Raw genomic sequence first — 23,381 nt, 5'->3', positions numbered from 1 at the left:
AAGGTACGCACTAAAAATTTTAATAGCGCCATTAACGCCTTGAATATCGGGTTGCAGGCCCCTTACCGTGCCGCAACCCGATATATTTATTGGCGCAATTTAATGACGACTACGTTCCGCTCAAGAATAAAAAAACGGGTTTCTGAACATTTCAGAAACCCGTTTTCGTACTACTGGTGCCGGCTGCAGGACTCGAACCCGCCACCTCATGATTACAAGTCAAGCGCTCTACCTGATGAGCTAAGCCGGCTTTGAGCCCGTAATTCTACTTCACTTTACGATCTTCAGGCGAGCCCTTCCGCCGCCTTTCGATCCGTCGTCGTCAGGCTGGGGGCCCTCGGTCGCGCTATCCGTTTTGGCTGAAGCAGCATCGGCAGCCGCAGGCGACGTCTCCACCACACGCGGCGCCGCCGGCATAGCGCTTTCGTCCGCCGGCACGGCGTCGGCACCGGAGTCCCGCGCCTCGCCGCCCGCCGATTCGACCGGAAACGCCATGCCCTGCCCGTTTTCGCGCGCATAGATCGCGAGAATATTGGCGATCGGCACTTCGATTTTGTGCGACTTACCGGAAAAGCGCGCGCTGAACTCGATCCACTCGTTGCCCATCTGCAGCTGGCTGGTAGCCTCGAAGCTGATGTTCAACACGATTTCGTTGTCGCGCACAAACTGACGCGGCACGCGCGTCTGATTGTCGACCCGGACCGCGATGTGCGGCGTGTAGCCATTATCCGTGCACCATTCGTACAGGGCGCGCAACAGATAAGGTTTGGTGGAAATCTCTTGCATCAACAGTCCTCTGACCAGGCACGGGCCCGCACCCTCTCGACTGTGCGGCGCCCTTGCCCCAAAGCCATACTCAACGACGCATCACCTTTTCGGAAGGCGTCAGCGCTTCGATATAAGCCGGACGGCTGAAAATGCGTTCGGCGTACTTCATCAGCGGTGCGGCGTTCTTCGACAGCTCGATACCATAGTGATCCAGGCGCCACAGGAGCGGCGCGATGGCGACGTCGAGCATCGAGAACTCTTCACCGAGCATGTACTTGTTCTTCAGGAAGATCGGCGCAAGCTGCGTCAAGCGATCGCGGATCGCGAGGCGCGCCTTTTCGTGGTTCTTCTCGGCGGCCTTGCCCTTTTCGTTTTCGAGCGTTCCGACGTGAACGAACAGTTCTTTTTCGAAGTTCAGCAGGAACAGGCGGGCGCGGGCGCGCTGAACCGGATCGGCCGGCATCAGTTGCGGGTGCGGGAAGCGCTCGTCGATGTACTCGTTGATGATGTTCGATTCGTACAGAATCAGGTCCCGTTCGACGAGAATCGGCACCTGACCATACGGATTCATCACGGCGATGTCTTCCGGCTTGTTAAACAGGTCGACGTCGCGGATCTCGAAGTCCATGCCCTTTTCGAACAGCACCAGCCGGCAACGCTGGGAGAACGGGCAAGTTGTGCCGGAATACAGAACCATCATATTTACGTTTCCTCAAAAAGCTGAAGGGCCAGCGCGCGGAAAAACCGTTCAGCAGGTTCTTCCCGGCGCCGGCCCCACGCCGGGTGACGGCGTGATTATTTGATATGTTTCCAGTACGCGGCGTTCAGTCGCCAGGCGAAAAAGCTCAGAATGCCGAGGAAGAGAAGCACCCACACGCCAAGCTGTTTGCGGGTTTTCTGCGTCGGTTCGGACATCCATGACAGGTAAGACACGAGGTCGGCCACAGCAGAATCATAATCTACCGGCGACATCGTCCCCGGAGTGACCTGCTGGAAACCGACAAATTTGTGTACCGTCTCACCCGTTTTTTCGTCGATTTCATCGCCGAACTTCGCGGTACGCTGCCCCTGAAGCTGCCACAGCACGTGAGGCATGCTCACGTTCTCATACACCAGATTGTTCCAGCCGGTCGGCCGCGTATCGTCGCGATAAAAGCTGCGTAGATACGTGTACAGCCAGTCTTTGCTGCGCGCTCGCGCTTCCACCGACAAATCCGGCGGGCTCGCGCCGAACCACGCTTTCGCGTCCTCGGGGCGCATCGCCACGGTCATGGTGTTGCCGACCTTGTCGGTGGTGAACAGCAGATTCGACTGAATGGCCGCCGGCGTGATGCCGAGGTCGGTCAACCGGTTGTAGCGCATCAGGTTCGCGCTGTGGCAATTCAGGCAATAGTTTACAAACAATTGCGCGCCGTGCTGCAAAGAAGCGAAATTCTCTGCGTTATCGGGCGCTCGGTCGAGCGGGAAATTCTCGTCCGCGCGCACCGGGGCGGCCGCGAGCGCGAGCAGCGTCGCGCCGATCAGCGCGCACGTCGAAAGCAGTTTCTTCATTCGTGTTCTCCTGGCTCGCGATTAGTGGGGCTTGAACCGCACCCGCTCGGGCGGCTGCTTGAACGTGCCAAGCCTCGTCCAGAACGGCATGCCGAGGAAAAACGCGAAGTAGATCAGCGCGCACACCTGCGCAATCAGCGTGGCGGCCGGCGACGGCGGTTTGGTGCCGAGGAAGCCCAGCGTCAGGAAGGCAAACACGAAGATCGCGTAGAACACTTTGTGAAAGAACGGCCGGTAACGGATCGACTTCACCGGCGAGCGGTCGAGCCACGGCAGGAAGAACAGCGAGATCACCGCGCCGCCCATCACCACCACACCCCAGAACTTCGATTCGGTGAACGCCATCGCCAGAATCACCAGCACCGCCAGCACGGGCAAACCGATCTTCCACTTGCCGCGCGCACGCACCAACGCGAGCAGGCCCAGCAGGGCGATCACGATCATCAGCACGATCTTGAACGGATCGGTGGTGGCGCGCAGCATCGCATAGAAGGCGGTGAAGTACCACACCGGCGCAATTTCCTGCGGCGTCTGCAGCGCATTGGCGGGAATGAAGTTGTTCGCTTCGAGGAAATACCCGCCCATCTCCGGCGCGAAAAAGATGATCGCCGCGAAAATCATCAGGAACACCGTGACGCCGAAGAAATCATGCACCGAGTAGTACGGGTGGAACGGAATGCCGTCGAGCGGAATGCCGTTGGGGTCCTTCTTCGCCTTGATCTCGATGCCGTCCGGGTTGTTCGAGCCGACTTCATGCAGCGCCACGATGTGCGCGACCACGAGGCCGATCAGCACTAGCGGAATGGCGATCACGTGAAACGCGAAAAAGCGGTTCAGCGTGACGTCCGAGACGACGTAGTCGCCGCGGATCCACAGCGAGAGATCCGGCCCGATGAAGGGAATCGCCGAGAACAGGTTCACGATCACCTGTGCGCCCCAGAACGACATCTGGCCCCACGGCAGCAGATAGCCGAAGAACGCCTCGGCCATCAGGCACAGAAAGATCGCGCAGCCGAAAATCCATACCAGTTCGCGCGGCTTACGGTACGAGCCGTACATCAGCCCGCGGAACATATGCAGATACACGACCACGAAGAACATCGACGCGCCGGTGGAGTGCATGTAGCGGATCAGCCAGCCCCACGGCACCTCGCGCATGATGTACTCGACCGACGCGAACGCGAGCGTCGCGTCGGGCTTGTAGTTCATCGTGAGAAAGATGCCGGTGACGATCTGATTGACCAGCACCAGCAGCGCGAGCGAACCGAAGAAGTACCAGAAGTTGAAATTCTTCGGCGCGTAGTACTCGGAAACGTGCTTCTTCCACGCCGACGTCATCGGAAAGCGCCGGTCGATCCAGCCGGTGAGCCCGGTCGTCTCTACTTCGTGTTCGATCGCCATTACGCTTCTCCTTTCTCGTCCTTGCCGATCACGAGGCTGGTGGCCGACGTGAACATGTAAGGCGGGATGTCGAGGTTCTGCGGCGCAGGTTTGTTCTTGAAGACGCGGCCGGCCATGTCATAGGTCGAACCGTGGCAGGGGCACAGGAAGCCGCCAGGCCAGTCGTCCGGAAGATTGGGCTGCGCGCCCTCCTGGAAGCGCGGCGTCGGCGTGCAGCCCAGATGGGTGCAGACGGCGACGGCGACAAATATGCTCTGGTGATCGGCCCGTGAACGGAGTTCGTTGTTGCAGTACTCCGGCAAGGGCATGGTGAAAACATTCTTGGAGTGGGGATCCGCTACTTCGTTATCGGCCTTCTTGACGTCGGCGAGCATCTTGTCGGTGCGGTTGATGATCCACACCGGCTTACCGCGCCAGGCAACGGTCATCATGTCGCCGGGCTTGAGATTACTGATATCGACTTCGACCGGGGCACCTGCTGCCTTGGCCTTTTCAGATGGTGCAAACGAACTAACAAAGGGTACGACAGTGGCAACGCCTCCTATGCCACCTGCTACGGTCGTCGCTATCAGCCAGGTACGGCGGCTGCCGTCGACGCGTTCATCTTCCTTGTCTCGCATCACACGCCCCACTTCTGAGTTGGATTTTTCCTTCACGTGGCTTCTACCGCCGCTAGTTTGCGCGAATGGAGTCGCCATTTACAAGGGCCGATTGCCAAAAACCGTGCGAAGCCGTTGATATCTCAGGGTTTCTCCGTACAGATCGCAAACTTTTTCGCACCTCCTTTTAAGCGGCCCCTCCGTTATTCGAGCCTTTTTCTTCTCTAATGGCGATTTCATTCAAACGGGATTAGGGATATCGATAAAGAGGTGTTCGATATCGAACGATTCGGATAGATGCTTGCCCACCGCCTGCACGCCGAAACGCTCGGTCGCATGATGGCCGGCCGTGAGAAACGCCACGCCGCTTTCCGCCGACGTGTGCATGACCGACTCAGACACCTCGCCGGTGAGATAGACGTCGGCTCCCGCGTTGATCGCCGCGTCGAACATGCCTTGCGCGGCGCCCGTGCACCAGCCCACGCGGCGCAGTTCGCGATCCGGGTCGCCGAATACGAGCGGCGCGCGGCCCAGCGTCTGCTCGACCTGAGCGGTGAAGTGCGCAAGCGTGATCGGCATCGGAAAGGTGGCGAGCCAGCCGAGATCGTTTTCGCCGAAGCGCGCGTCGCTGATCCAGCCCATCTTCGCGCCGATCTGCGCGTTGTTGCCGAACTCGGGATGGTCGTCGAGCGGCAGGTGGTAGGCGAACAGGTTCAGGTCGTTGCCGAGCAGCAGCTTCAGACGCGCATATTTACGGCCGGTGATTTGCGGCGCCTCGTTGCGCCAGAAGTAGCCGTGATGGACCAGCACGGCGTCCGCGCCCCACTCGAGCGCGGCTTCCAGGAATGCCGCCGAAGCGGTCACGCCGGTCGCGAGTTTGCTCACTCTGCGACGCCCTTCAACCTGCAGACCATTGGGGCAATAGTCCTTGAAGCGCGCGGTTTCAAGGAGATTGTTCAAGTACAATTCAAGTTCGATCCGATCCATATAAACCTCCAGTCTTCAGATGCTTAGACGCTTTTGGCTGTTCTTTGCCCAAGCGGTGACCGTGCTGTTGGCGCTAATGTTCATCATTGCGACCCTCAAACCGCAGTGGCTCCAGCGTCAAGGGCAATTCGGCAAGCAGCTCGCCGAACCGATCGTCGCCCTCCGGGAAGTAGCGCCAGGCATCGGCAGCGGCCCACCGCAGGCGTCCTACGCGGACGCCGCGCAAAAGGCCATGCCCGCGGTCGTCAATGTGTTCTCCAGCAAGGATGGCTCACTGCCGCCCGACCCGCGCGCAAAAGATCCGCTATTCCGCTACTTCTTCGGCGACAAGAACAACCGCAAGCGGCAGGAACAGCCCGCAGCCAATCTCGGCTCGGGGGTGATAGTGAGTTCGGAAGGTTACATTCTAACGAACCAGCACGTCGTGGACGGCGCCGATCAGATCGAAATCGCGCTGGCGGATGGTCGCACCACCAATGCGAAGGTGATTGGCATCGATCCCGAAACGGATCTGGCCGTGCTCAAGGTCAACATGACCAACCTTCCCACCATCACGCTCGGCCGCATGGACCAGACGCGCGTGGGCGACGTGGTGCTGGCGATCGGCAATCCATTCGGCGTCGGCCAGACGGTGACCATGGGCATCGTCAGCGCGCTGGGGCGCAATCACCTCGGCATCAACACCTTCGAAAACTTCATTCAGACCGACGCGGCGATCAACCCAGGCAACTCGGGTGGCGCACTGGTCGATGCGAACGGCAACCTGCTCGGCATCAATACCGCCATCTATTCGCGCTCGGGCGGCTCGCTTGGCATCGGCTTTGCGATCCCCGTGTCGACGGCGCGCAGCGTGCTCGAGAGCATCATCACCACGGGTACCGTCACGCGCGGCTGGATCGGCGTCGAGCCGCAGGACGTGACGCAGGAAATCGCGGAATCGTTCGGGCTGGAGCAGAAGTCCGGTGCGATCGTCGCGGGCGTGTTGAAGAACGGTCCCGCCGACCGCGCGGGCATCAAGCCGGGCGACATTCTGATGAGCGTGAACGGCCAGGAAATCACCGACACCACGCGCCTGTTGAACGTGATCGCACAGATCAAGCCGGGTACGGCCGCGAAGGTTCATCTGGTGCGCAAGAACCGCGAGATGGATCTCGAGGTGACGATCGGCAAGCGTCCCCCGCCGCCGAAGCAACCGGTGGAAGACAGCGGCGGCGATCAGCAGGACGAGGACGGCGGTTGACAAGCACGGCCAACGCTTCCAGCGGCAGCACAGCAGCACGCGCCACGACAGCAAGCAATGCGACACTCGTGGGGCCGAGGCAGCCGCCGCAGGATCGTTGAGCGCTGCGGCAGCATGGGGACGGCCAGCGAGGCGCTAACACCCGTTGCAAAACAAAAAGGGCAATCCATTACGGATTGCCCTTTTTGTTTGCCTCGCGCTCCGCATCAAGCCGGCGGACTTGCATCCTCCACCGGCGGCGCCGGCTGCTTGCCGACGATCAACCGCGCCGCGATGATCCCGGCCTCATACAAAATGACCAGCGGAATCGCCAGAATCAGTTGCGAGAATACGTCCGGCGGCGTCACCACGGCGGAGATCACGAACGCGCCGACGATCACATACGGACGAATCTCCTTGAGCTTCTTGATGGTCAGCACATTCATGCGAACCAGCAGCACCACGACGATCGGCACCTCGAACGTCACACCGAACGCAATGAACATGGTGAGCACGAAGCTCAGGTAATTGTCGATATCGGTGGTCATCTCCGCGCCCAGCGGCGCGTTATAGTGCGCCATCACGCGGAAGATGGTCGGGAACACCACGAAGTACGCGAACGCCATGCCGCATAGGAACAGCGTGTAGCTGCTGCCCACCAGCGGCCCAACCAGCTTCTTCTCATGCTGATAAAGCCCCGGCGCGACGAACGCCCAGATCTGGTACAGCACGATCGGCAGCGCGATCACGAAGGCGACGAGCATGGTCACCTTCATCGGCACGAAGAACGAGCCGGTCACATCCGTGACGATCATCTTGCCGTCTTTCGGCAGATTCATCATCAGCGGGCGCGCCAGCAGCCGGAAAATGTCCGGCGCCCAATACACGAGCCCGACGAACACCACGATGACGGCAAGGCCGGCGCGGATGATGCGGTCGCGCAATTCAACGAGGTGGGAAATGAAGGTCTCTTCAGTGCCTTCGTCCTGTTTATGCTGGGGGTCGCTCACGCCGGCCCTCGGTTAGAGATTGTCGTTCTGATCATCAGAAAAAGCGCGTCGGACGACGCATGGCGGCCGGCGTATGCCGCGCCACGCGCGCCGCCCCCGATTGCACGCGCGTGCGGCGCGTGGTGGCGCGCTTGTACCAGGTCGGCATGGCCGCCTGCTTGACGCGCCAGTTCTTGCGCCTGGGCGCCGCTGACGGCGTGCTGGTCTGCCACGACGAAGCGCCTACGTCACCTTCCAGCGCACCGCCCGCAATGCTCGGCGACACCGGCGCGCCGCTGTTCCACGCGTCGTTCAATTCGGTCTCGTGTTTGCGCAGATTGTCTTGAACGGAGGTTTCGACGTTGGTCGCGGCGGTTTCAAACTCGCTCTTCATGCGACGCAATTCGTCGAGTTCGATTTCGCGCGTGACCTCCGACTTGACGTCGTTGATATACCGCTGTGCGCGGCCGAACAACGCGCCGGCCGTGCGGGCGACGCGTGGCAGGCGCTCAGGCCCGAGTACGACCAGCGCGACGACGCCGATCAGCGCCATCTTGGTTAGACCGAGGTCCAGCATGAAGTGGAATGTCCGTGAATAACGCGGTTAAGCCACGCGATCAAGCCGCGGCTCAGCGGTAATCGCCGGAGTGCGGCGTCTTTTCCTTCGCATCCACGTCCACTGCGCCGTTGCGCGGCAGTTCGCGCTGCTGCGCGTCGCCCGCCGGCGTTTCCGCTTCCTTCACACCTTCCTTGAAGCCCTTCACCGCGCCACCCAGATCGGCGCCGATATTGCGCAGCTTCTTCGTGCCGAACACGAGCGCCACGATCAACAACACGATCAACCAATGCCAAATGCTCAACGAACCCATGACTACTCTCCTTAACCCCGACACCGCATTCCGATGCGGCGAAACTCATGCGCCTTACGGCGTGAACCGAAGCGCGTACGCTTCATCTATACGTTACCGCGGACTCTGCGACTGCAACCCACGACGCGGTATGTCATTGTGACCGGACGATCGCGTCGGCGCCGTTACAACGCGCAAAAAACAGCGGCGAAAACAACAGCCGCACTATTGTGGACCACCAAAACTCGCGGCGCGCCTTGTCGTGAAGCCTCAGCCCATCCGTTTCCACGGGCGCGGCCCCGCGAGAATATGCGCGTGCAAGTGGTACACCTCCTGCCCGCCGCCCGGACCGGTATTGATTACCGTGCGAAAACCGGTTTCGCCACCGGTATACGCTACGCCGAGTTGGTCGGCGAGACGCGCCGCCAAAACAAGCATTTTACCAAGCAGCGGGACATCGCTTTCGGTGCAATTCGACAGCGTGGCGATGTGCTTGCGCGGAATCACCAGCACATGGGTCTCCGCCGCCGGACGGATGTCGCGGAAGGCGAGAAACTCGTCGTCTTCATGCACTTTGGTGGACGGAATCTCGCCGGCGGCGATCTTGCAGAAAAGGCAGTTCGGGTCGTGGCTCATCGTATTCCTGACGCAGTATGGCTAGAGCGCGAAGCGTGACATGACGTGACGCCAAGCGGCGCGGCTAAAGCCGACCCGGTAATGATCGGACGAACTCAGAACCACGCACGCGGATTCACGAGCGGCTTGTTATCGTACAGATACAGCCAGCCCTTGATAATACGGTACAACATCCAGATGCTGACGGCCCAAAGAACTGGAATCCCGATCACGACGAACAGCAGCAAGCCGCCGATCACATAGCCCAGCAGGCACATCCAGAACGAACGGATCTGCCAGTCGAAATGGGCTTCGTAGGGGGTGCCCGCCGCGTCGGAACGCTTCACGTAGTTGATGATGATCGCGATCACGATCGTCAGGCCGCCCGTCAGCCAGTGCACGGCGTACAGCGCGTACAGCACGTGCGTGAGCGTGCGCAGGCTGCGTTCGCGCTCCGGCTCCAAGGCGTTGCGGTAGACCGGCGGCGGATAGCTTTCTTGCGACTGTTCCATGCTTGCGTCCTCCCGAGGATGCGATCAATGCGTTCAGTCCAATGTGGGCGCGGGTGCTCGCCACGTCAAGGGCATGGCGGCCAGATTGGGAACAATCAGTCGCCGTTCTGCTCCCGCTCGCGGGTCTTGCGCAGCGCCTTTTCCTCGATGCCCGACAGACCTTCGCGACGCTCCAGCTCGGCAAGCACGTCCGCAGGACTTAGATCGAAATGCGACAGCATCACGAGGCAATGGAACCACAGATCCGCGACCTCGCCGACCAGCGCCTTCGGCGCGCCGCCGTGACGCGCGTCCTTGGCGGCCAGCACGACTTCGGTGGCTTCCTCACCGATCTTCTTCAGCACTGCGTCGTCGCCCTTGTGGAACAGGCGCGACACGTAGGAGACGTCCGGATCGCCGCCCTTGCGGCTGTCGATGATGGCCGCGAGGCGCAGCAGCGTGTCGGCCGTGGACGGCGTGGTTGGCGTGGTGTGCGTCATTTGTAAATGTGTTCGGGGTCTTTCAGCACGGGATCGACGGCGATCCAATCGCCGTCGTCCACCGAGCCTTCGAATTTCTGGAAAAAGCACGAGTGACGGCCGGTGTGGCACGCAATGCCCGACACCTGCTCGACTTTCAGCAGCACGACATCCTCGTCGCAATCGAGCCGCACTTCATGCACATGCTGCACGTGGCCGGACTCCTCGCCCTTGAACCACAGGCGCTGGCGCGAGCGCGAAAAATACACGGCGCGGCCGGTTTCGACGGTTTTCGCCAATGCCTCGCGATTCATCCACGCGAACATCAGCACGTCGTTCGTCGACGCCTCCTGCGCGATCACCGGCACGAGGCCGTTCGCGTCCCACCTGACCTTGTCGAGCCATTCAACAGCCGAAGAATTCACCACGTCACAACCTCACCGAAATGCCTTGATCGGCCATGAAGCGCTTGGCCTCGCCCACGGTGTGCTCGCCGTAGTGAAAAATGCTCGCGGCCAGCACCGCGTCCGCATGACCGTCCCGGATGCCGTCGGCCAGATGCTGCAACGAGCCCACGCCGCCCGAGGCGATCACCGGAACCGGCACGGCATCGGACACCGCGCGCGTCAGCGCGAGGTCGAAGCCGCTCTTGGTGCCGTCGCGGTCCATGCTGGTCAAAAGAATTTCGCCGGCGCCGAGTTGCGCCATCTTGCGCGCCCATTCGACCGCGTCGAGGCCAGTGGCCTTGCGCCCGCCGTGCGTGAAAACTTCCCAGCGCGGCGGCTCGCCCTCGGCGAAGACGCGCTTGGCGTCGATCGCGACGACGATGCATTGCGAGCCGTATTTGTCGGTGGCGTCTTTGACGAGCTGCGGATTCGCCACCGCCGACGAGTTCATGCTGATCTTGTCGGCGCCCGCGTTTAGCAGCCGCCGCACGTCCTCGACGGCGCGCACGCCGCCGCCGACGGTCAGCGGAATGAACACCTGCGAGGCGACCGCCTCGATGATCGGCAGGATTAGATCGCGTTGATCGGAAGTCGCGGTGATGTCGAGGAAGGTGAGTTCGTCGGCGCCTTGATCGTCGTAACGGCGCGCGATTTCGACCGGGTCGCCGGCGTCGCGCAACTCGACGAAATTGACGCCCTTGACCACGCGTCCAGCCGTGACGTCGAGACAGGGAATGATGCGTTTAGCTAGAGCCATGATCGTGCAATTCTGCCAATACCGCTGATGAGGCCGCTCGCCAGGGAGCGGCAGGGGGCCGGCGCGGCCGGCCGCGCTGCGCCGGAGGTCTGCAAGGCGCATGCATGCGGCATGACGCGGTTTCGTGACGCGCCTTCGCGCGGTGCGCTTGCGCGCCGATTTTGAGTCCACTGCGGCGCTTGGGCGTATACCTCACACGCGCCTTGAGAGAAAACTCAAGCGTCGTCCGATTCGCGCAGCCGATCGGCGAGGGTCTGCGCCGCGGCGAAATCGAGATCGCCCGAGTAGATGGCCCGGCCGCAAATCACGCCTTCGATACCTTCGTCCTCGACTTCGCACAGCGACTCGATGTCCGTCAGATTCGACAAACCGCCGCTCGCGATCACCGGAATTTTCACCGCGCGCGCGAGGCGTACCGTGGCTTCGATGTTGATGCCTTGCAGCATGCCGTCGCGACCGATGTCGGTGTAGATGATCGATTCGCAGCCGTAATCCTCGAACTTGCGCGCCAGATCGGCCACTTCGTGGCCGGTCAGCTTGCTCCAGCCGTCCGTGGCGACCTTGCCGTCTTTCGCGTCCAGCCCGACGATGATATGACCGCCGAACGCCGTGCAGGCATCCTGCAGAAAGCCCGGATTCTTCACCGCCGCCGTGCCGATGATCACATACGACAAACCGTCGTCCAGATAGCGCTCGATCGTGTTCAGGTCGCGGATGCCGCCGCCCAGCTGGACGGGAATCTCGCCACCCACTTCCTCGATGATCGCGCGAATTGCGTCTTCATTCTTCGGCTTGCCGGCGAACGCGCCATTCAGGTCGACGAGGTGCAGACGGCGCGCCCCACGGTCGACCCAATGCCGGGCCATTGCCGCCGGTTCCTCGGAGAATATCGTCGCCTGGTCCATATCGCCTTGTTTGAGGCGTACACACTGACCGTCTTTCAGGTCGATGGCGGGAATCAGCAGCATAGCAATCGGGTGTTGTCTGGGAAGGGGTTGAAGGTCGGCGGCCGCGGCTGGTGGGCCAGCCCGCCGGAACGCCGTCTCGCTAGTTTAGTACAACTCTCGGCGCGCCCTTGCGGAGCAGCAAGGGCAAGCAAACTCGCGTCGCCGCGGCTCCGGCGCGCACCGCGCGCCCGACTTGTGGCGCTGCGGCACATGGCAGCACGATGAAGAAAGGCGCTCACGGATTCCAGTGGACGAAGTTGCGATACACGCGCAGCCCCGTTTCAGCGCTCTTTTCCGGGTGGAATTGGGTCGCGAAGATGTTATCCCGCGCCACCGCGGAGGTAAAGGGCACACCGTACACCGTTTCGCCGACGGTATGGGCCGCATTCTCCGGCATGACGTAATAGCTATGCACGAAATAGAAGAATGCGTTGTCGGCGACGCCGTCCCACAACGGGTGCGGATGCGCCTGACGCACGCGATTCCAGCCCATTTGCGGCACCTTGAAGCGCGAGCCGTCGTCCTGCACCTGGCCTTCCAGGTCGAAACGCAGCACCTTGCCGGGCAACAGGCCCAAGCCCGGCGTATCGCCCTCGGCGCTCCAGTCGAACAGCATCTGCTCGCCGACGCACACGCCCATCAGCGGCTTGCTGCGCGACGCTTCCACCACCGCTTCCTGCAGGCCCGATTCAGCGAGACTGCGCATGCAGTCGGGCATCGCACCCTGGCCGGGGAGCACCACGCGATCGGCCGAGCGGATCGCCTCGGGCTGGTCGACGATCGCCACGTCCGCTTCCGGCGCGGCCTTGCGCAATGCCTGCGCAACCGAGCGCAGGTTGCCCATTCCGTAATCCACAATCGCTATCGAAGTTTTCATTTCAAGTTAGGCAGCAATGCCTTCAATCCGTCGACGATGAATTCCACCGCCAGCGCCGACAACATCAAACCCATGAGCCGAGTGCCGATGTTGATGCCCGTGCGACCCACCCACCGGGCAATCGGTTCGGCGAGGCGCAGTGAAAAAAAGCAGATCGCCGCCAATACCGCGCCGATCGCCACGAGGCTGATCCGGTCGTACCAATGCGCCGAGGCGGACGCGTAAATGATCGTGGTGCTGATCGCGCCGGGGCCGGTCAACAGCGGGATCGCCAGCGGCACGACCGCGATGTTGTCCTTCTGCTCGGCTTCGTGGCGCTCTTCCGGCGTCGAACGGCTGTTGCCGATCTGCGCGTTCAGCATGTTGATCGCCATCAGCAGCATGATGATCCCGCCGCCCACTTCCAGCGAACCGACCGAAATGCCGAAGAAACTGATGATCTGCTGTCCGAGCAGCGTGGTCACCGCAATCACGCAGAACACCGAGATCGCCGCGATCCGGATGGTCCTGCGCCGCTCCGCGTCTGCCTGATGCGCCGTGAGGCTCATAAAGAACGGAATGGCGCCGATCGGGTTGATCAGCGCCAGCAGCGAAATAAACGACTTCAGAATGTCCATTGCACACCGGGGGAAGCGCAACCCGCCCTCTTTGCCCGGTCCTGGTAAATTCGCCGGCCAATGAGCCGGCTAACGAGCGCTCAAAGGCTGCCCTTGGTCGACGGAATCTGCCCCGCCGCGCGTTCGTCCAGTTCGACGGCCATGCGCAATGCACGCCCGAACGCCTTGAACACCGTTTCCATCTGATGATGAGCGTTCAGGCCGCGCAGATTGTCGATGTGCAGCGTAACGCCGGCGTGATTCACGAAGCCGCGGAAAAATTCGATGGAGAGATCGACGTCGAACGTGCCGATGCGCGCACGCGTGAACGGCACATGAAATTCGAGGCCCGGACGGCCGGAAAAATCGATTACGACGCGCGACAGCGCTTCGTCGAGCGGCACATACGAATGGCCGTAGCGACGGATGCCCTTGCGATCGCCGATCGCCTTCGCGACGGCCTGGCCGAGGGTGATGCCGGTGTCTTCGACCGTATGGTGGTCGTCGATATGCAGATCGCCATGCGCTTCGATGTCGAGATCGAACAAACCATGCCGCGCAATCTGGTCGAGCATGTGGTCCAGAAACGGCACGCCGGTGGCCAGCTTCTGCTGACCGGTGCCGTCCAGATTGATCTTCACACGGATCTGCGTTTCGCTGGTGTTGCGAACGACTTCCGCAAGGCGCATGGTAATTCCTCGAATCTAGCTAGAAAGCGATAGTAGTGTGGGTTGGGAAAACCGGCGAGCGGGGCGCTTTGCCAGTGCGCGATTCAGTGCAGCACGAGTTTCAGCCCGGCGAGCAATTGCGCGTTTTCCTGAGGCGAACCCACGGTCAAACGCACGCAATTGGCCAGCAATGGATGCATTTTACTCACGTTTTTGATCAAAACCCGTGCCGTGAGCAGCGTTTCGAACAGAACGGACGCGTCCGGCACGCGTACCAGCAGGAAGTTGCCGGCGCTCGGGAACACTTCGGCGCCGGGCAACTGAGCCACCGCCTGCGCGAGTTTCGCGCGTTCTTCGCGCAATTGCGCGGCCTGGGAGTCCAGCACGTCGACGTGATCGAGCAGGAAGTCAGCGGCGGCCTGCGTCAACACATTGGTGTTGTAGGGCGGACGCACCTTGTCCAATTCGGTCAGCCAGGCGGGCTTGCCGACCAGATAGCCGAGCCGGATGCCGGCCAACCCGAGCTTGGACACCGTGCGCATCACGACGAGATTGTCGAACGCGTCGGCGCGCGGCAGCCAGCTTTGCTGCGCGAACGGCTGATACGCCTCGTCGATCACCACGAGGCTCTTGTTGGCCGCGGCGATGATGCGCTCCATGTCGGCGTCGTCGAACAGCGTGCCGGTCGGGTTGTTCGGATATGCCAGATAGATGACCGTCGGCTCATGCTCGGCGATCGCCGCCAGCATCGCTTCGGTATCGAGCGAGAAATCCGCCCGCAGCGGCACGCCGACGAATTCCAGATTCGCCAGCTTCGCCGACACCTGGTACATCACGAAACCGGGCACCGGCGCGAGCACCTTGGCGCCCGGCTTCGCGCACGCGACCGAGATCATGCTGATGATCTCGTCCGAGCCGTTGCCGAGCAGCACGTCGCAGCCGGCGGGCACGCCCATCACGCGCTTGATCTTCTCGATCAACGCTTCCGGACGCGGCGCCGGGTAACGGTTCAGCGCGACGCCGGCCAGGTGCTCGCCGAGATGCGCGGCCAGCACCGGCGGCAGCGGAAACGGATTTTCCATCGCGTCGAGCTTGATGTAGCCCGTGGCGTCCGGAACCGGATAGCTCGTCATCGCGAGCACGTCGCGGCGAATGATGTCTTGAGGTGTCGTCATAGGTCAGTGGACCAGGCCGCGAGGCAAACGCCGGACTGGCATCGGCGGCACGCTGCCGCCTCAGTTGGTCTCAGTTGTCGTTATTGAATGGAGACGCGGAGAACCGCACGCAATCCGTCGCCGAAGTCAGCGGGCATCAGCTCGATGCCCGCGCTCGTTATCGGATTCGCGAGGTTCAGCCGCGCTCAGCCGTTTTGCCGCATCCGGTATTCGGCGCTGCGAGCATGCGCCTGCAAGCCTTCGCCATAAGCGAGTTCCGCGGCGATCTCGCCGAGCGTCTGCGCGCCTTCCGCGCTGACCTCGATCACGCTCGAGCGCTTGAAGAAATCATAGACGCCCAAGGGGGACGAGAACCGTGCGGTACGCGAGGTAGGCAGCACGTGGTTCGGACCCGCGCAGTAGTCGCCGAGGCTTTCGCTCGTGTAGCGGCCGAGAAAGATCGCGCCGGCATGGCGGATCAACTGGCCCCACTGGTGCGGCTCCAGCGCCGAGATTTCGAGGTGTTCCGGCGCGATGTCGTTGGCGATCGCGCAGGCTTCGGCCATATCGCGCACCTTGACCAGCGCGCCGCGCCCTTCCAGCGACGCGCGAATCACATCGCGGCGCGGCATGGTGGGCAGCAGTTCGTTGATCGCTTCGTGCACGCGGGCGATGAACGCGTCGTCGGGACACAGCAGGATGGATTGCGCGAGCTCGTCGTGCTCGGCTTGCGAGAACAGGTCCATCGCGACCCAGCGCGGATCCGTGGTGCCGTCGCACAGCACGAGAATTTCCGACGGCCCCGCAATCATGTCGATGCCGACCGTGCCGAACACGCGGCGCTTGGCCGACGCGACATAGGCATTGCCCGGGCCGCAAATCTTGTCCACCGCGGGGATGGTTTGCGTGCCGTACGCCAATGCACCGACCGCCTGCGCGCCGCCGATCGTGAACACGCGGTCCGCGCCGCCCAGCAACGCGGCCGCCAGCACCAGCGGGTTTTTCACGCCATCCGGCGTTGGCACGACCATGACGATTTCGCGCACGCCGGCCACGCGCGCCGGAATCGCGTTCATCAGCACCGACGACGGATACGCCGCCTTGCCGCCCGGCACATAGATACCCGCGCGATCGAGCGGCGTGATCTTCTGGCCGAGCACGGTGCCGTCGGCTTCCGTGTATTGCCAGCTATGACTGCCGCATTCGATCTTCTGCTTCTCGTGGTAGCCGCGCACGCGCGCCGCCGCCGCTTCGAGCGCGGCGCGGCGCTTGGGTTCGAGACTTTCGAGCGCGGCTTCCAGCTCGGACATAGGCAGTTCGAGCGCGTCGACGCTGTTCGCCTCGAGACGGTCGAAGCGGTTCGTGTACTCGAGCACCGCGGCATCGCCGCGCGCCTTCACGTCGTTCAGAATCTGCGCGACCGAGCGCTCGATCGCTTCGTCTTCGCTCGCCTCGAACGCGAGCACCGCATGCAGCGACTTGTGGAAGTCGGGAGCGCTGGAATCGAGTTTGCGAATCTTGATAGACATACGGGTATCCGTTTCGGTAAGGCGCGCGTTAAAGCGGGGTCAAGCAGGACCAACGATTCAGGGTGTCGCCGCGCCGGCTTTCGACGCGCGTTCGAACGCGTCGAGGATCGGCCGCAACGCGGCGCGCTTGAGCTTCAGCGCAGCCTGGTTCACGACGAGACGCGACGAAATCTGCATGATCTCCTCCACCTCGACGAGATGGTTGGCCCGCAAGGTATTGCCCGAACTCACCAGGTCGACGATCACATCGGCGAGGCCGACCAGCGGCGCGAGTTCCATTGAACCGTACAGCTTGATCAGATCGACATGCACGCCCTTGGCGGCAAAATGCTCACGTGCGGTTTCAACGTACTTGGTCGCGACGCGCAATCGCGCGCCCTGGCGCACCGCATTCGCATAATCGAAACCCGCGGCCACCGCGACCGACATGCGGCAGCGTGCGATATCCAGGTCGACCGGCTGATACAGCCCGCCGCCGCCGTGTTCCAGCAGCACGTCCTTGCCCGCCACGCCGAAGTCGGCCGCGCCGTATTCGACGTAGGTCGGCACGTCGGTGGCGCGCACGATAATCACGCGCAGGTTCGCATCGGTGGTCGGCAGGATCAGCTTGCGCGAGGTTTCGGGATCCTCGGCGACTTCGATGCCGGCGGCGGCGAGCAGCGGCAGCGTCTCCTCGAAGATACGCCCTTTCGACAGCGCCAGCGTGAGCGGTGCGCTCACCGCCGGCGACGACGACGTCTGCGGCACCGAACTCATGCCTGGCTCCCCGAAACCCGGCGCACCTTCGCGCCGATCGCGGTGAGCTTGGTCTCCATGCGGTCATAACCGCGATCCAGGTGATAGATGCGGTCGATCAGCGTTTCGCCCTCGGCGCGCAGCGCGGCGATCACGAGACTCGCGGACGCGCGCAGATCGGTTGCCATGACCTTCGCACCGGAGAGCTTCTCCACGCCGGTCACGAGCGCGGTCTTGCCGTCGATCGTGATGTGCGCGCCGAGGCGGTTCAGTTCCTGCACGTGCATGAAGCGGTTTTCGAAGATCGTCTCCACCACCTGCGCGGTGCCTTCGGCGATCGTGTTCAGCGCCATGAACTGCGCCTGCATGTCGGTCGGGAATGCCGGATATTCGGAGGTGCGGAAACTCACCGCGCTCGGACGCTTGTCCATCCGCACGCGCATCCAGTCTTCCCCTTCCTCGATCGTGACGCCCGCCTCGCGCAGCTTGTCCGTGACGGCTTCGAGAATCTGCGGGCGCACGCGGCGCAAGGTGACGTCGCCGCCGGCGGCCGCCACCGCGCACAGGAACGTGCCGGCTTCGATACGATCCGGAATCACCGTGTGCTTCGCGCCATGCAGTTTGTCGACGCCCTGGATCACGAGGCGATCGGTGCCGATGCCTTCGATCCGCGCGCCCATCGCGACCAGCAGATGCGCGAGGTCGCCGACTTCCGGCTCACGCGCCGCGTTCTCGATGACCGTTTCGCCTTCGGCCAGCACCGCCGCCATCAGCAGATTTTCCGTGCCGGTGACGGTGATCATGTCGGTGATGATGCGCGCGCCCTTCAGACGCTTCGCGCGCGCCTCGATGAAGCCGTGCTCGATCGTGATCTCGGCGCCCATCGCCTGCAGGCCCTTGATGTGCTGATCCACCGGACGCGCGCCGATCGCGCAGCCGCCCGGCAGCGACACCCTGGCGTGACCGAAGCGCGCGACCAGCGGGCCGAGCACGAGGATCGACGCGCGCATGGTCTTCACCATTTCATACGGAGCGAGGAGGTTGTCGACCTTCGACGCGTCCAGCGACACGCGCCCCGCGCCGCTCTCGATCCGCACGCCCATCTGGCCGAGCAGCTTGAGCATCGTGCGCACGTCCTGCAGATCCGGCACGTTGTCCAGATGCACGGGCTCCGAGCTCAGCAGACCCGCGCACAGGATCGGCAACGCCGCGTTCTTCGCACCCGAGACGACAACTTCACCCGCGAGCGGGAAGCCACCTTCAATGATGAGTTTGTCCATGCCTGTCAGTTCCTGATCCGCCCGGACTTCGGCCGGGCCTGCCTTGATTGTGTTCGACGCGCCGCTACCGAGGTCGCGCCCTTCTTGAGTAATTCGCACTAAATTTCCAGATTACGCGTTCTGCCATTCGGCGGGCGTCAGCGTCTTCATGCTGAGCGCGTGGATTTCCTCGCGCATGCGGTCGCCGAGCGCCGCGTACACGAGTTGATGCCGCTGAATCGGCCGCTTGCCTTCAAAGCTCGGCGAAACGATGGTCGCAAAGAAATGCTGACCGTCGCCTTCGACTTCGAGATGCTGGCAAGCGAGCCCAGCGGCGATGTATTGCTTGACCTGTTCGGGAGTCGGCAACATGGGAAAGCTCCTGTCAGTGGCGCAGTTTGTAGCCGGACGCGAGCATGCGCATCGCCACCACGGCCAGCACCACGAAGAAACCGGCGACGATCGCGAGGCTCGCGAGCGGATTGATATCCGACATCCCGAAGAAACCGTAGCGAAAGCCGTCGATCATGTAGAAAAAGGGATTGAGCCGCGACACTTCGCGCCATACCGGCGGCAGCGTATGCGTCGAGTAGAACACGCCCGAGAGAAACGTGAGCGGCATGATCAGAAAGTTCTGGAACGCGGCAAGCTGATCGAACTTCTCCGCCCAGATGCCGGCGATCAGACCGAGCGTGCCGAGAATCGCCGCGCCGAAAATCGCGAACAGAATGATATACAGCGGCGCGCTGAAACTGACCGGCACGAACCAGATCGTCACGATGAACACGCCGAAGCCGACCGCTAACCCGCGCGCCACGGCAGCCAGCACATAGGCGCCGAACATCTCGTAGTGCGAGAGCGGCGGCAGCAGCATGAACACCAGGTTGCCGGTGATTTTCGACTGAATCAGCGACGACGAGCTATTCGCGAACGCATTCTGCAACACGCTCATCATCACGAGACCCGGAACCAGGAAGCTCGTGTACTCGACGCCCGGATACACCTGCACATGATCGCGCAACGCGTGGCCGAAAATCGTCAGATACAACAGCGCGGTAATGATCGGCGCCAGCACGGTCTGGAACGACACCTTCCAGAAACGCAGGATTTCCTTGTAAAACAGCGTGCTGAATCCACTATAGCCGGTCATGCAAGCCCCTCGATCATTTCCGGACCGTTCATCACCTGAACGAACACGTCTTCGAGATCGGCCTTGCGGACTTCGATTTCGTCGAACGTGCAGCCCGCCGCGCGGCATTGCGCGAGAATCCGCTCGACGTCGTCATAGCTCGCGAGACGCAGCAGATGCTGACGACCATTGCCGTTGCCCGCGCCGCCCTCCACTTCGAGCACACGCAGGTCGGCGGGCAACACGCCCTGGCCGAAACGCAGGAACAATTGCATGCCTGCAAAACGCTGCAGCAGCGCGCTGGTGTGATCGAGCGCGACCACTTCGCCGCGCCGCAGCATCGCAATGCGATCGCACAGCGATTCGGCTTCTTCAAGATAGTGCGTGGTCAGCACGATGGTGTGACCTTCGCGATTCAGGCGCGAGATGAATTTCCACAGGGTTTGACGCAATTCGACGTCCACGCCCGCGGTCGGCTCGTCGAGCACGATGACCGGCGGCCGGTGCACCAGCGCCTGCGCGACCAGCACGCGGCGCTTCATGCCGCCCGACAGCGCGCGCATGTTGGCGTCGGCTTTTTCGGTGAGGTCGAGATTGGCCATGATCTCGTCGATCCATGCGTCGTTGTTGCGCAGCCCGTAGTAGCCGGACTGGATGCGCAAGGTCTCGCGGACCGTGAAGAACGGATCGAACACGAGCTCCTGCGGCACGACGCCGAGCGCGCGGCGCGCCAGCCGGAAATCGTCGATAACGTCGTGGCCGCGCACGGCGATGCTGCCTTCATCGGCGCGCGCGAGACCGGCGAGAATGCTGATGAGCGTCGTCTTGCCCGCGCCGTTCGGACCGAGCAGTCCGAAGAACTCGCCTTCTTCCACCGTGAGGCTGACGCCCTTGAGCGCCTGCAAATCCTTGTAGCGCTTCTTGACGTTACGAATTTCTATGGCTGACATGACTGGGGGCCGCGCGCGTCGCGGCGCCTAAAGGGACCTTGCGGAGCCCAGGGTGGGCACACAAATGCTGGGAGAAACGAAATTGGGGCCGGTTAAGTGCCCCAAAAAACGTTTGATTATAGGGCAAAAATTGGCTGGCCCGGCTTGGGTCGGGGCGATCCGCGTGACGCTGATGGAGCGTCGATGCCGGCGCCAATGCGGCGCCGGCGGTATCGGGACAAGAGTCGGCGCTAAAGCGTTAACTCTGGTCGACCGCTCTGCACGGGACCAGGGTATCGACGCCGTAGGCTTGCGCGAGGCTGGCGAGACCAGCCGGCAGATTGACGATCTCGAATCGGGCGCCGCCGCGTGCCTGGGCGGCCCGCTGCCACGCGAGGAGGACGGCCAGCGCGGACGAATCGAATTGCGCAAGCGGTGTGCAATCCACGCCGCTCGCGCCCGCCGCGATGCGCTCCAAACCCGCCACGAGCGCACTCTTCGCGCTCGCGTGGGTCAGTGTCGCGCCGCTCTCGAAGCGGTTCACGACGGGGCTCAGCACTTCGCTCACGACTGCTTGCCCGCGGCGAGTTGCTGGTTGCGCTGCGTGAGGAACTGGATCAGTCCGTCCACGCCCTTCTGCTGAATCTGCTCGTTGAACTGCTGCTGATACGCCTGGATCAACCATGCGCCGAGCACGTTGATGTCATAGACGCGCCAGCCTTGCGGCGTCTTGTACAGACGGTAGTCGAGTTCGATCGGCGAGCCGTTGTTCATCACGACGGAGCGCACCACCGTATCGGTGTCGTCCGGATTCATGCGGAACGGCTTGTACTGGATCTGCTGGTCGCGGACCTGAGCCAGCGCGCCCGAGTAGGTGCGGATCAGCAGCATCTTGAACTGCTCGACCACCTGGTTCTGCTGCTCTGGCGTGGCGGTGCGCCAATTGCGGCCCATCGCAAGTTGCGTGGTGCGGCGGAAATCGGTGTACGGCAGGATCTTTTCGTTGACGAGACGCGTGATGTGGTTGATGTCGCCTTGCTGGATCGACTTATCTGCGCGGATCGAATCGATCACCTGTTGAGTGACGGTCTTGATCAGGCCGTCCGGCGAATTGGCGTCGACCGTTTGCGCCGATGCACCGGCACTGGCGAACGAGAACAACGCAGCGAACAACGGAATCAGGAAGAATTTTTTCATATGTAGCCTTGCCTTAAAAATAGTGCAACCGTTTGAGCCGACATTAACACGCGAGTTCAGCGGCAATCCATGCGCAAACTGCGAGAGTCGTATCGATCTGTTACGGGCACATCATCAACGCAATTTGAATGACGGAAAGTTGAAACGCGTGGGCGGGACCAGTTGGCCGGCCGGAATCTGCGTCGTTTCGGGACCGCCGTTCATATCGATTGGCGGCGTTTCGGCGCTGCCCGAAGCGGCTTCAGGTTTTGCCGCGGTCCCGGTTGCGCCCGACGTTGTTCCCGCTGTCGCGCCCGCCGCCGAAGCCGCTTGCGGTGGCGTTGCCGCAGCCGTACCCGAGGCTCCCGCCGCCTTCGCCGGAGCAGCCTGCGTGCCTGCGGCGGTGCCGGCCGTGCCGGTCACGGCGCCCGCCGGCGCGCCAGCCGCACTGGCCGCACCGGCGTCGACGTCTTCGTATTTCGGCAACGGCGCTTCGTCGCCGTAGTTCGGCAGCGCCTGCGCCTGCTTGCCGTCCGACAGCAAATACTGACGGCGCTGCAGGTACGCATTGCGCACGAACGAATACTTGTCGAGCGCGGCGCCCTCCAAGACATCGCTCGCATTCAGAAGGTTGGCGCGCGTGTTGACCACGTTCAGCCCATACAGCGCCCAGCTCAAGCCCGGCGGATCGATGTAGCTGAGCGGGTTCACGTAATAGTTGCCGAGCGAGCCGACCGCGTCGCGCAACGTGCTCGGACCGAACAGCGGCAGCACCAGGTACGGCCCCGTCGGCACACCGTAGTGGCCGAGCGTCAGGCCGAGGTCGTTGTCGTGCTTGGGCAGCTTCGCGAGCGTCGCGACGTCGAACAGACCGCCCACGCCGAACACCGTGTTGATCACGATCCGCATGATGTCCTGCACGCCGTCGGTAATCTTCAATTGCAGCAGGTTGTTCGCCGCGATGTAGACGTCGCCGATGTTCGAGAAGAAGTTCGTCACGCTGTCGCGCACCGGCTGCGGCGTCACGAAGACATAGCCCTTCGCGACCGGCTTCAGCGCGTATTGGTCGATCTTGTCGTTGACGGTGAAGATGGTGCGGTTCAAGCCTTCGAGCGGATCGCCCTTGGTCGGCGTCTGCACGGTCGTGCAGCCGGCGAGCGCGGCCATCACGACGGTCAGCTTCGCCACCTGCAAGGCGCCCGCACCACTGATGCGTAGGGTCTGCATTTTTA

General features: G+C 62.4%; 29 protein-coding genes and 1 tRNA gene. 1 reads left to right on the top strand and 29 read right to left on the bottom strand.

Annotated features, from left to right (window positions below; genetic code table 11):
* Positions 1-174 precede the first annotated feature (174 nt).
* From ACTJLC_RS17055 to ACTJLC_RS17025, 7 genes are all read right to left on the bottom strand, one after another.
* Positions 175-250, bottom strand: a tRNA-Thr gene (locus tag ACTJLC_RS17055).
* 20 nt (positions 251-270) lie between these two features.
* Positions 271-786: a ClpXP protease specificity-enhancing factor gene (locus tag ACTJLC_RS17050; RefSeq protein ID WP_440844652.1), complete on the bottom strand. Its 516-nt coding sequence runs from the start codon at positions 784-786 to the stop codon at positions 271-273.
* A gap of 70 nt (positions 787-856) precedes the next feature.
* Positions 857-1,468 (bottom strand): glutathione S-transferase N-terminal domain-containing protein, encoded by a 612-nt coding sequence (locus ACTJLC_RS17045; protein WP_006052302.1) that lies wholly within the window; start codon positions 1,466-1,468, stop codon positions 857-859.
* A 95-nt stretch (positions 1,469-1,563) separates the two neighbouring features.
* Entirely contained in the window at positions 1,564-2,319 is a 756-nt protein-coding gene (locus ACTJLC_RS17040; RefSeq protein ID WP_073430974.1) for a cytochrome c1, read from the bottom strand.
* A 21-nt stretch (positions 2,320-2,340) separates the two neighbouring features.
* Positions 2,341-3,720, bottom strand: a complete 1,380-nt coding sequence (locus tag ACTJLC_RS17035) for a cytochrome b (RefSeq protein WP_073430973.1) — start codon at positions 3,718-3,720, stop codon at positions 2,341-2,343.
* Entirely contained in the window at positions 3,720-4,340 is a 621-nt protein-coding gene (gene petA / locus ACTJLC_RS17030; RefSeq protein WP_440844712.1) for a ubiquinol-cytochrome c reductase iron-sulfur subunit, read from the bottom strand. The genes ACTJLC_RS17035 and petA overlap by 1 nt, the downstream gene beginning before the upstream one ends.
* Positions 4,341-4,559: 219 nt before the next feature.
* The gene (locus ACTJLC_RS17025; RefSeq protein WP_440844649.1) at positions 4,560-5,306 is read right to left on the bottom strand and encodes a Nif3-like dinuclear metal center hexameric protein; all 747 of its coding nucleotides are present in this window, start codon (positions 5,304-5,306) and stop codon (positions 4,560-4,562) included.
* A 19-nt stretch (positions 5,307-5,325) separates the two neighbouring features.
* On the opposite strand from ACTJLC_RS17025, the gene ACTJLC_RS17020 reads away from it, so the two are divergent.
* Positions 5,326-6,546 carry a Do family serine endopeptidase gene (locus ACTJLC_RS17020; RefSeq protein ID WP_073430970.1) on the top strand — a complete coding sequence of 407 codons (1,221 nt, stop codon included), beginning with the start codon at positions 5,326-5,328 and terminating at the stop codon, positions 6,544-6,546.
* A 206-nt stretch (positions 6,547-6,752) separates the two neighbouring features.
* Here the strand turns inward: ACTJLC_RS17020 and tatC are convergent, their stop codons facing one another.
* The 22 genes from tatC to ACTJLC_RS16910 form a co-directional block, all read right to left on the bottom strand.
* Complete coding sequence (tatC, locus tag ACTJLC_RS17015) at positions 6,753-7,535, bottom strand: twin-arginine translocase subunit TatC (protein ID WP_073430969.1); 783 nt, start codon at positions 7,533-7,535, stop codon at positions 6,753-6,755.
* 34 nt (positions 7,536-7,569) lie between these two features.
* Complete coding sequence (gene tatB, locus ACTJLC_RS17010) at positions 7,570-8,091, bottom strand: Sec-independent protein translocase protein TatB (protein ID WP_440844646.1); 522 nt, start codon at positions 8,089-8,091, stop codon at positions 7,570-7,572.
* A 52-nt stretch (positions 8,092-8,143) separates the two neighbouring features.
* Positions 8,144-8,383: a Sec-independent protein translocase subunit TatA gene (gene tatA, locus ACTJLC_RS17005; RefSeq protein WP_073430967.1), complete on the bottom strand. Its 240-nt coding sequence runs from the start codon at positions 8,381-8,383 to the stop codon at positions 8,144-8,146.
* Positions 8,384-8,632: 249 nt separating this feature from the next.
* Complete coding sequence (locus ACTJLC_RS17000) at positions 8,633-8,998, bottom strand: histidine triad nucleotide-binding protein (RefSeq protein ID WP_114163206.1); 366 nt, start codon at positions 8,996-8,998, stop codon at positions 8,633-8,635.
* 95 nt (positions 8,999-9,093) lie between these two features.
* Complete coding sequence (locus ACTJLC_RS16995) at positions 9,094-9,489, bottom strand: DUF4870 family protein (protein WP_114163207.1); 396 nt, start codon at positions 9,487-9,489, stop codon at positions 9,094-9,096.
* A 95-nt stretch (positions 9,490-9,584) separates the two neighbouring features.
* Complete coding sequence (locus ACTJLC_RS16990) at positions 9,585-9,968, bottom strand: phosphoribosyl-ATP diphosphatase (RefSeq protein ID WP_073430964.1); 384 nt, start codon at positions 9,966-9,968, stop codon at positions 9,585-9,587.
* Positions 9,965-10,375, bottom strand: coding sequence for a phosphoribosyl-AMP cyclohydrolase (hisI, locus tag ACTJLC_RS16985; RefSeq protein WP_176035826.1), 411 nt, complete (start codon positions 10,373-10,375; stop codon positions 9,965-9,967). Before hisI ends, ACTJLC_RS16990 begins: the two co-directional genes overlap by 4 nt.
* Before the next feature lies 1 nt (position 10,376).
* Entirely contained in the window at positions 10,377-11,150 is a 774-nt protein-coding gene (gene hisF, locus ACTJLC_RS16980) for an imidazole glycerol phosphate synthase subunit HisF (protein WP_440844642.1), read from the bottom strand.
* Between the two features lie 215 nt (positions 11,151-11,365).
* Positions 11,366-12,118, bottom strand: coding sequence for a 1-(5-phosphoribosyl)-5-[(5-phosphoribosylamino)methylideneamino]imidazole-4-carboxamide isomerase (gene hisA, locus ACTJLC_RS16975; RefSeq protein ID WP_012434504.1), 753 nt, complete (start codon positions 12,116-12,118; stop codon positions 11,366-11,368).
* A gap of 214 nt (positions 12,119-12,332) precedes the next feature.
* Positions 12,333-12,974 (bottom strand): imidazole glycerol phosphate synthase subunit HisH, encoded by a 642-nt coding sequence (gene hisH / locus ACTJLC_RS16970; protein ID WP_440844640.1) that lies wholly within the window; start codon positions 12,972-12,974, stop codon positions 12,333-12,335.
* The gene (locus tag ACTJLC_RS16965) at positions 12,971-13,591 is read right to left on the bottom strand and encodes a YchE family NAAT transporter (protein ID WP_073430961.1); all 621 of its coding nucleotides are present in this window, start codon (positions 13,589-13,591) and stop codon (positions 12,971-12,973) included. Before ACTJLC_RS16965 ends, hisH begins: the two co-directional genes overlap by 4 nt.
* A gap of 80 nt (positions 13,592-13,671) precedes the next feature.
* Complete coding sequence (hisB, locus tag ACTJLC_RS16960) at positions 13,672-14,259, bottom strand: imidazoleglycerol-phosphate dehydratase HisB (protein ID WP_006052285.1); 588 nt, start codon at positions 14,257-14,259, stop codon at positions 13,672-13,674.
* Positions 14,260-14,342: 83 nt separating this feature from the next.
* Positions 14,343-15,413 (bottom strand): histidinol-phosphate transaminase, encoded by a 1,071-nt coding sequence (gene hisC, locus ACTJLC_RS16955; RefSeq protein ID WP_310318151.1) that lies wholly within the window; start codon positions 15,411-15,413, stop codon positions 14,343-14,345.
* Between the two features lie 185 nt (positions 15,414-15,598).
* Entirely contained in the window at positions 15,599-16,921 is a 1,323-nt protein-coding gene (gene hisD, locus ACTJLC_RS16950; protein WP_440844637.1) for a histidinol dehydrogenase, read from the bottom strand.
* A gap of 57 nt (positions 16,922-16,978) precedes the next feature.
* On the bottom strand, positions 16,979-17,677 hold the full coding sequence (gene hisG, locus ACTJLC_RS16945) for an ATP phosphoribosyltransferase (protein WP_073430958.1): 699 nt from the start codon (positions 17,675-17,677) through the stop codon (positions 16,979-16,981).
* A complete protein-coding gene (murA, locus tag ACTJLC_RS16940) occupies positions 17,674-18,984 on the bottom strand; it encodes a UDP-N-acetylglucosamine 1-carboxyvinyltransferase (protein WP_440844710.1) in 1,311 nt (436 codons plus the stop codon). The genes hisG and murA overlap by 4 nt, the downstream gene beginning before the upstream one ends.
* A 63-nt stretch (positions 18,985-19,047) precedes the next feature.
* Entirely contained in the window at positions 19,048-19,287 is a 240-nt protein-coding gene (locus tag ACTJLC_RS16935; protein WP_007180203.1) for a BolA family protein, read from the bottom strand.
* Positions 19,288-19,300: 13 nt separating this feature from the next.
* A complete protein-coding gene (locus ACTJLC_RS16930; protein ID WP_073430956.1) occupies positions 19,301-20,065 on the bottom strand; it encodes an ABC transporter permease in 765 nt (254 codons plus the stop codon).
* On the bottom strand, positions 20,062-20,994 hold the full coding sequence (locus ACTJLC_RS16925; RefSeq protein WP_440844634.1) for an ABC transporter ATP-binding protein: 933 nt from the start codon (positions 20,992-20,994) through the stop codon (positions 20,062-20,064). Before ACTJLC_RS16925 ends, ACTJLC_RS16930 begins: the two co-directional genes overlap by 4 nt.
* Before the next feature lie 238 nt (positions 20,995-21,232).
* Positions 21,233-21,541 carry an STAS domain-containing protein gene (locus ACTJLC_RS16920; protein WP_440844632.1) on the bottom strand — a complete coding sequence of 103 codons (309 nt, stop codon included), beginning with the start codon at positions 21,539-21,541 and terminating at the stop codon, positions 21,233-21,235.
* Positions 21,538-22,170, bottom strand: a complete 633-nt coding sequence (locus tag ACTJLC_RS16915) for an MlaC/ttg2D family ABC transporter substrate-binding protein (RefSeq protein WP_073430953.1) — start codon at positions 22,168-22,170, stop codon at positions 21,538-21,540. The genes ACTJLC_RS16920 and ACTJLC_RS16915 overlap by 4 nt, the downstream gene beginning before the upstream one ends.
* Before the next feature lie 114 nt (positions 22,171-22,284).
* A complete protein-coding gene (locus ACTJLC_RS16910) occupies positions 22,285-23,376 on the bottom strand; it encodes an MlaA family lipoprotein (RefSeq protein ID WP_073430952.1) in 1,092 nt (363 codons plus the stop codon).
* Positions 23,377-23,381 lie beyond the last annotated feature (5 nt).

The sequence above is a fragment of the Paraburkholderia sp. 22099 genome (assembly GCF_052045835.1).
Taxonomy (GTDB): domain Bacteria; phylum Pseudomonadota; class Gammaproteobacteria; order Burkholderiales; family Burkholderiaceae; genus Paraburkholderia; species Paraburkholderia terricola.
Note: the sequence above shows the minus strand (reverse complement) of the source record. Positions and strands in the feature narration are given on the sequence as shown.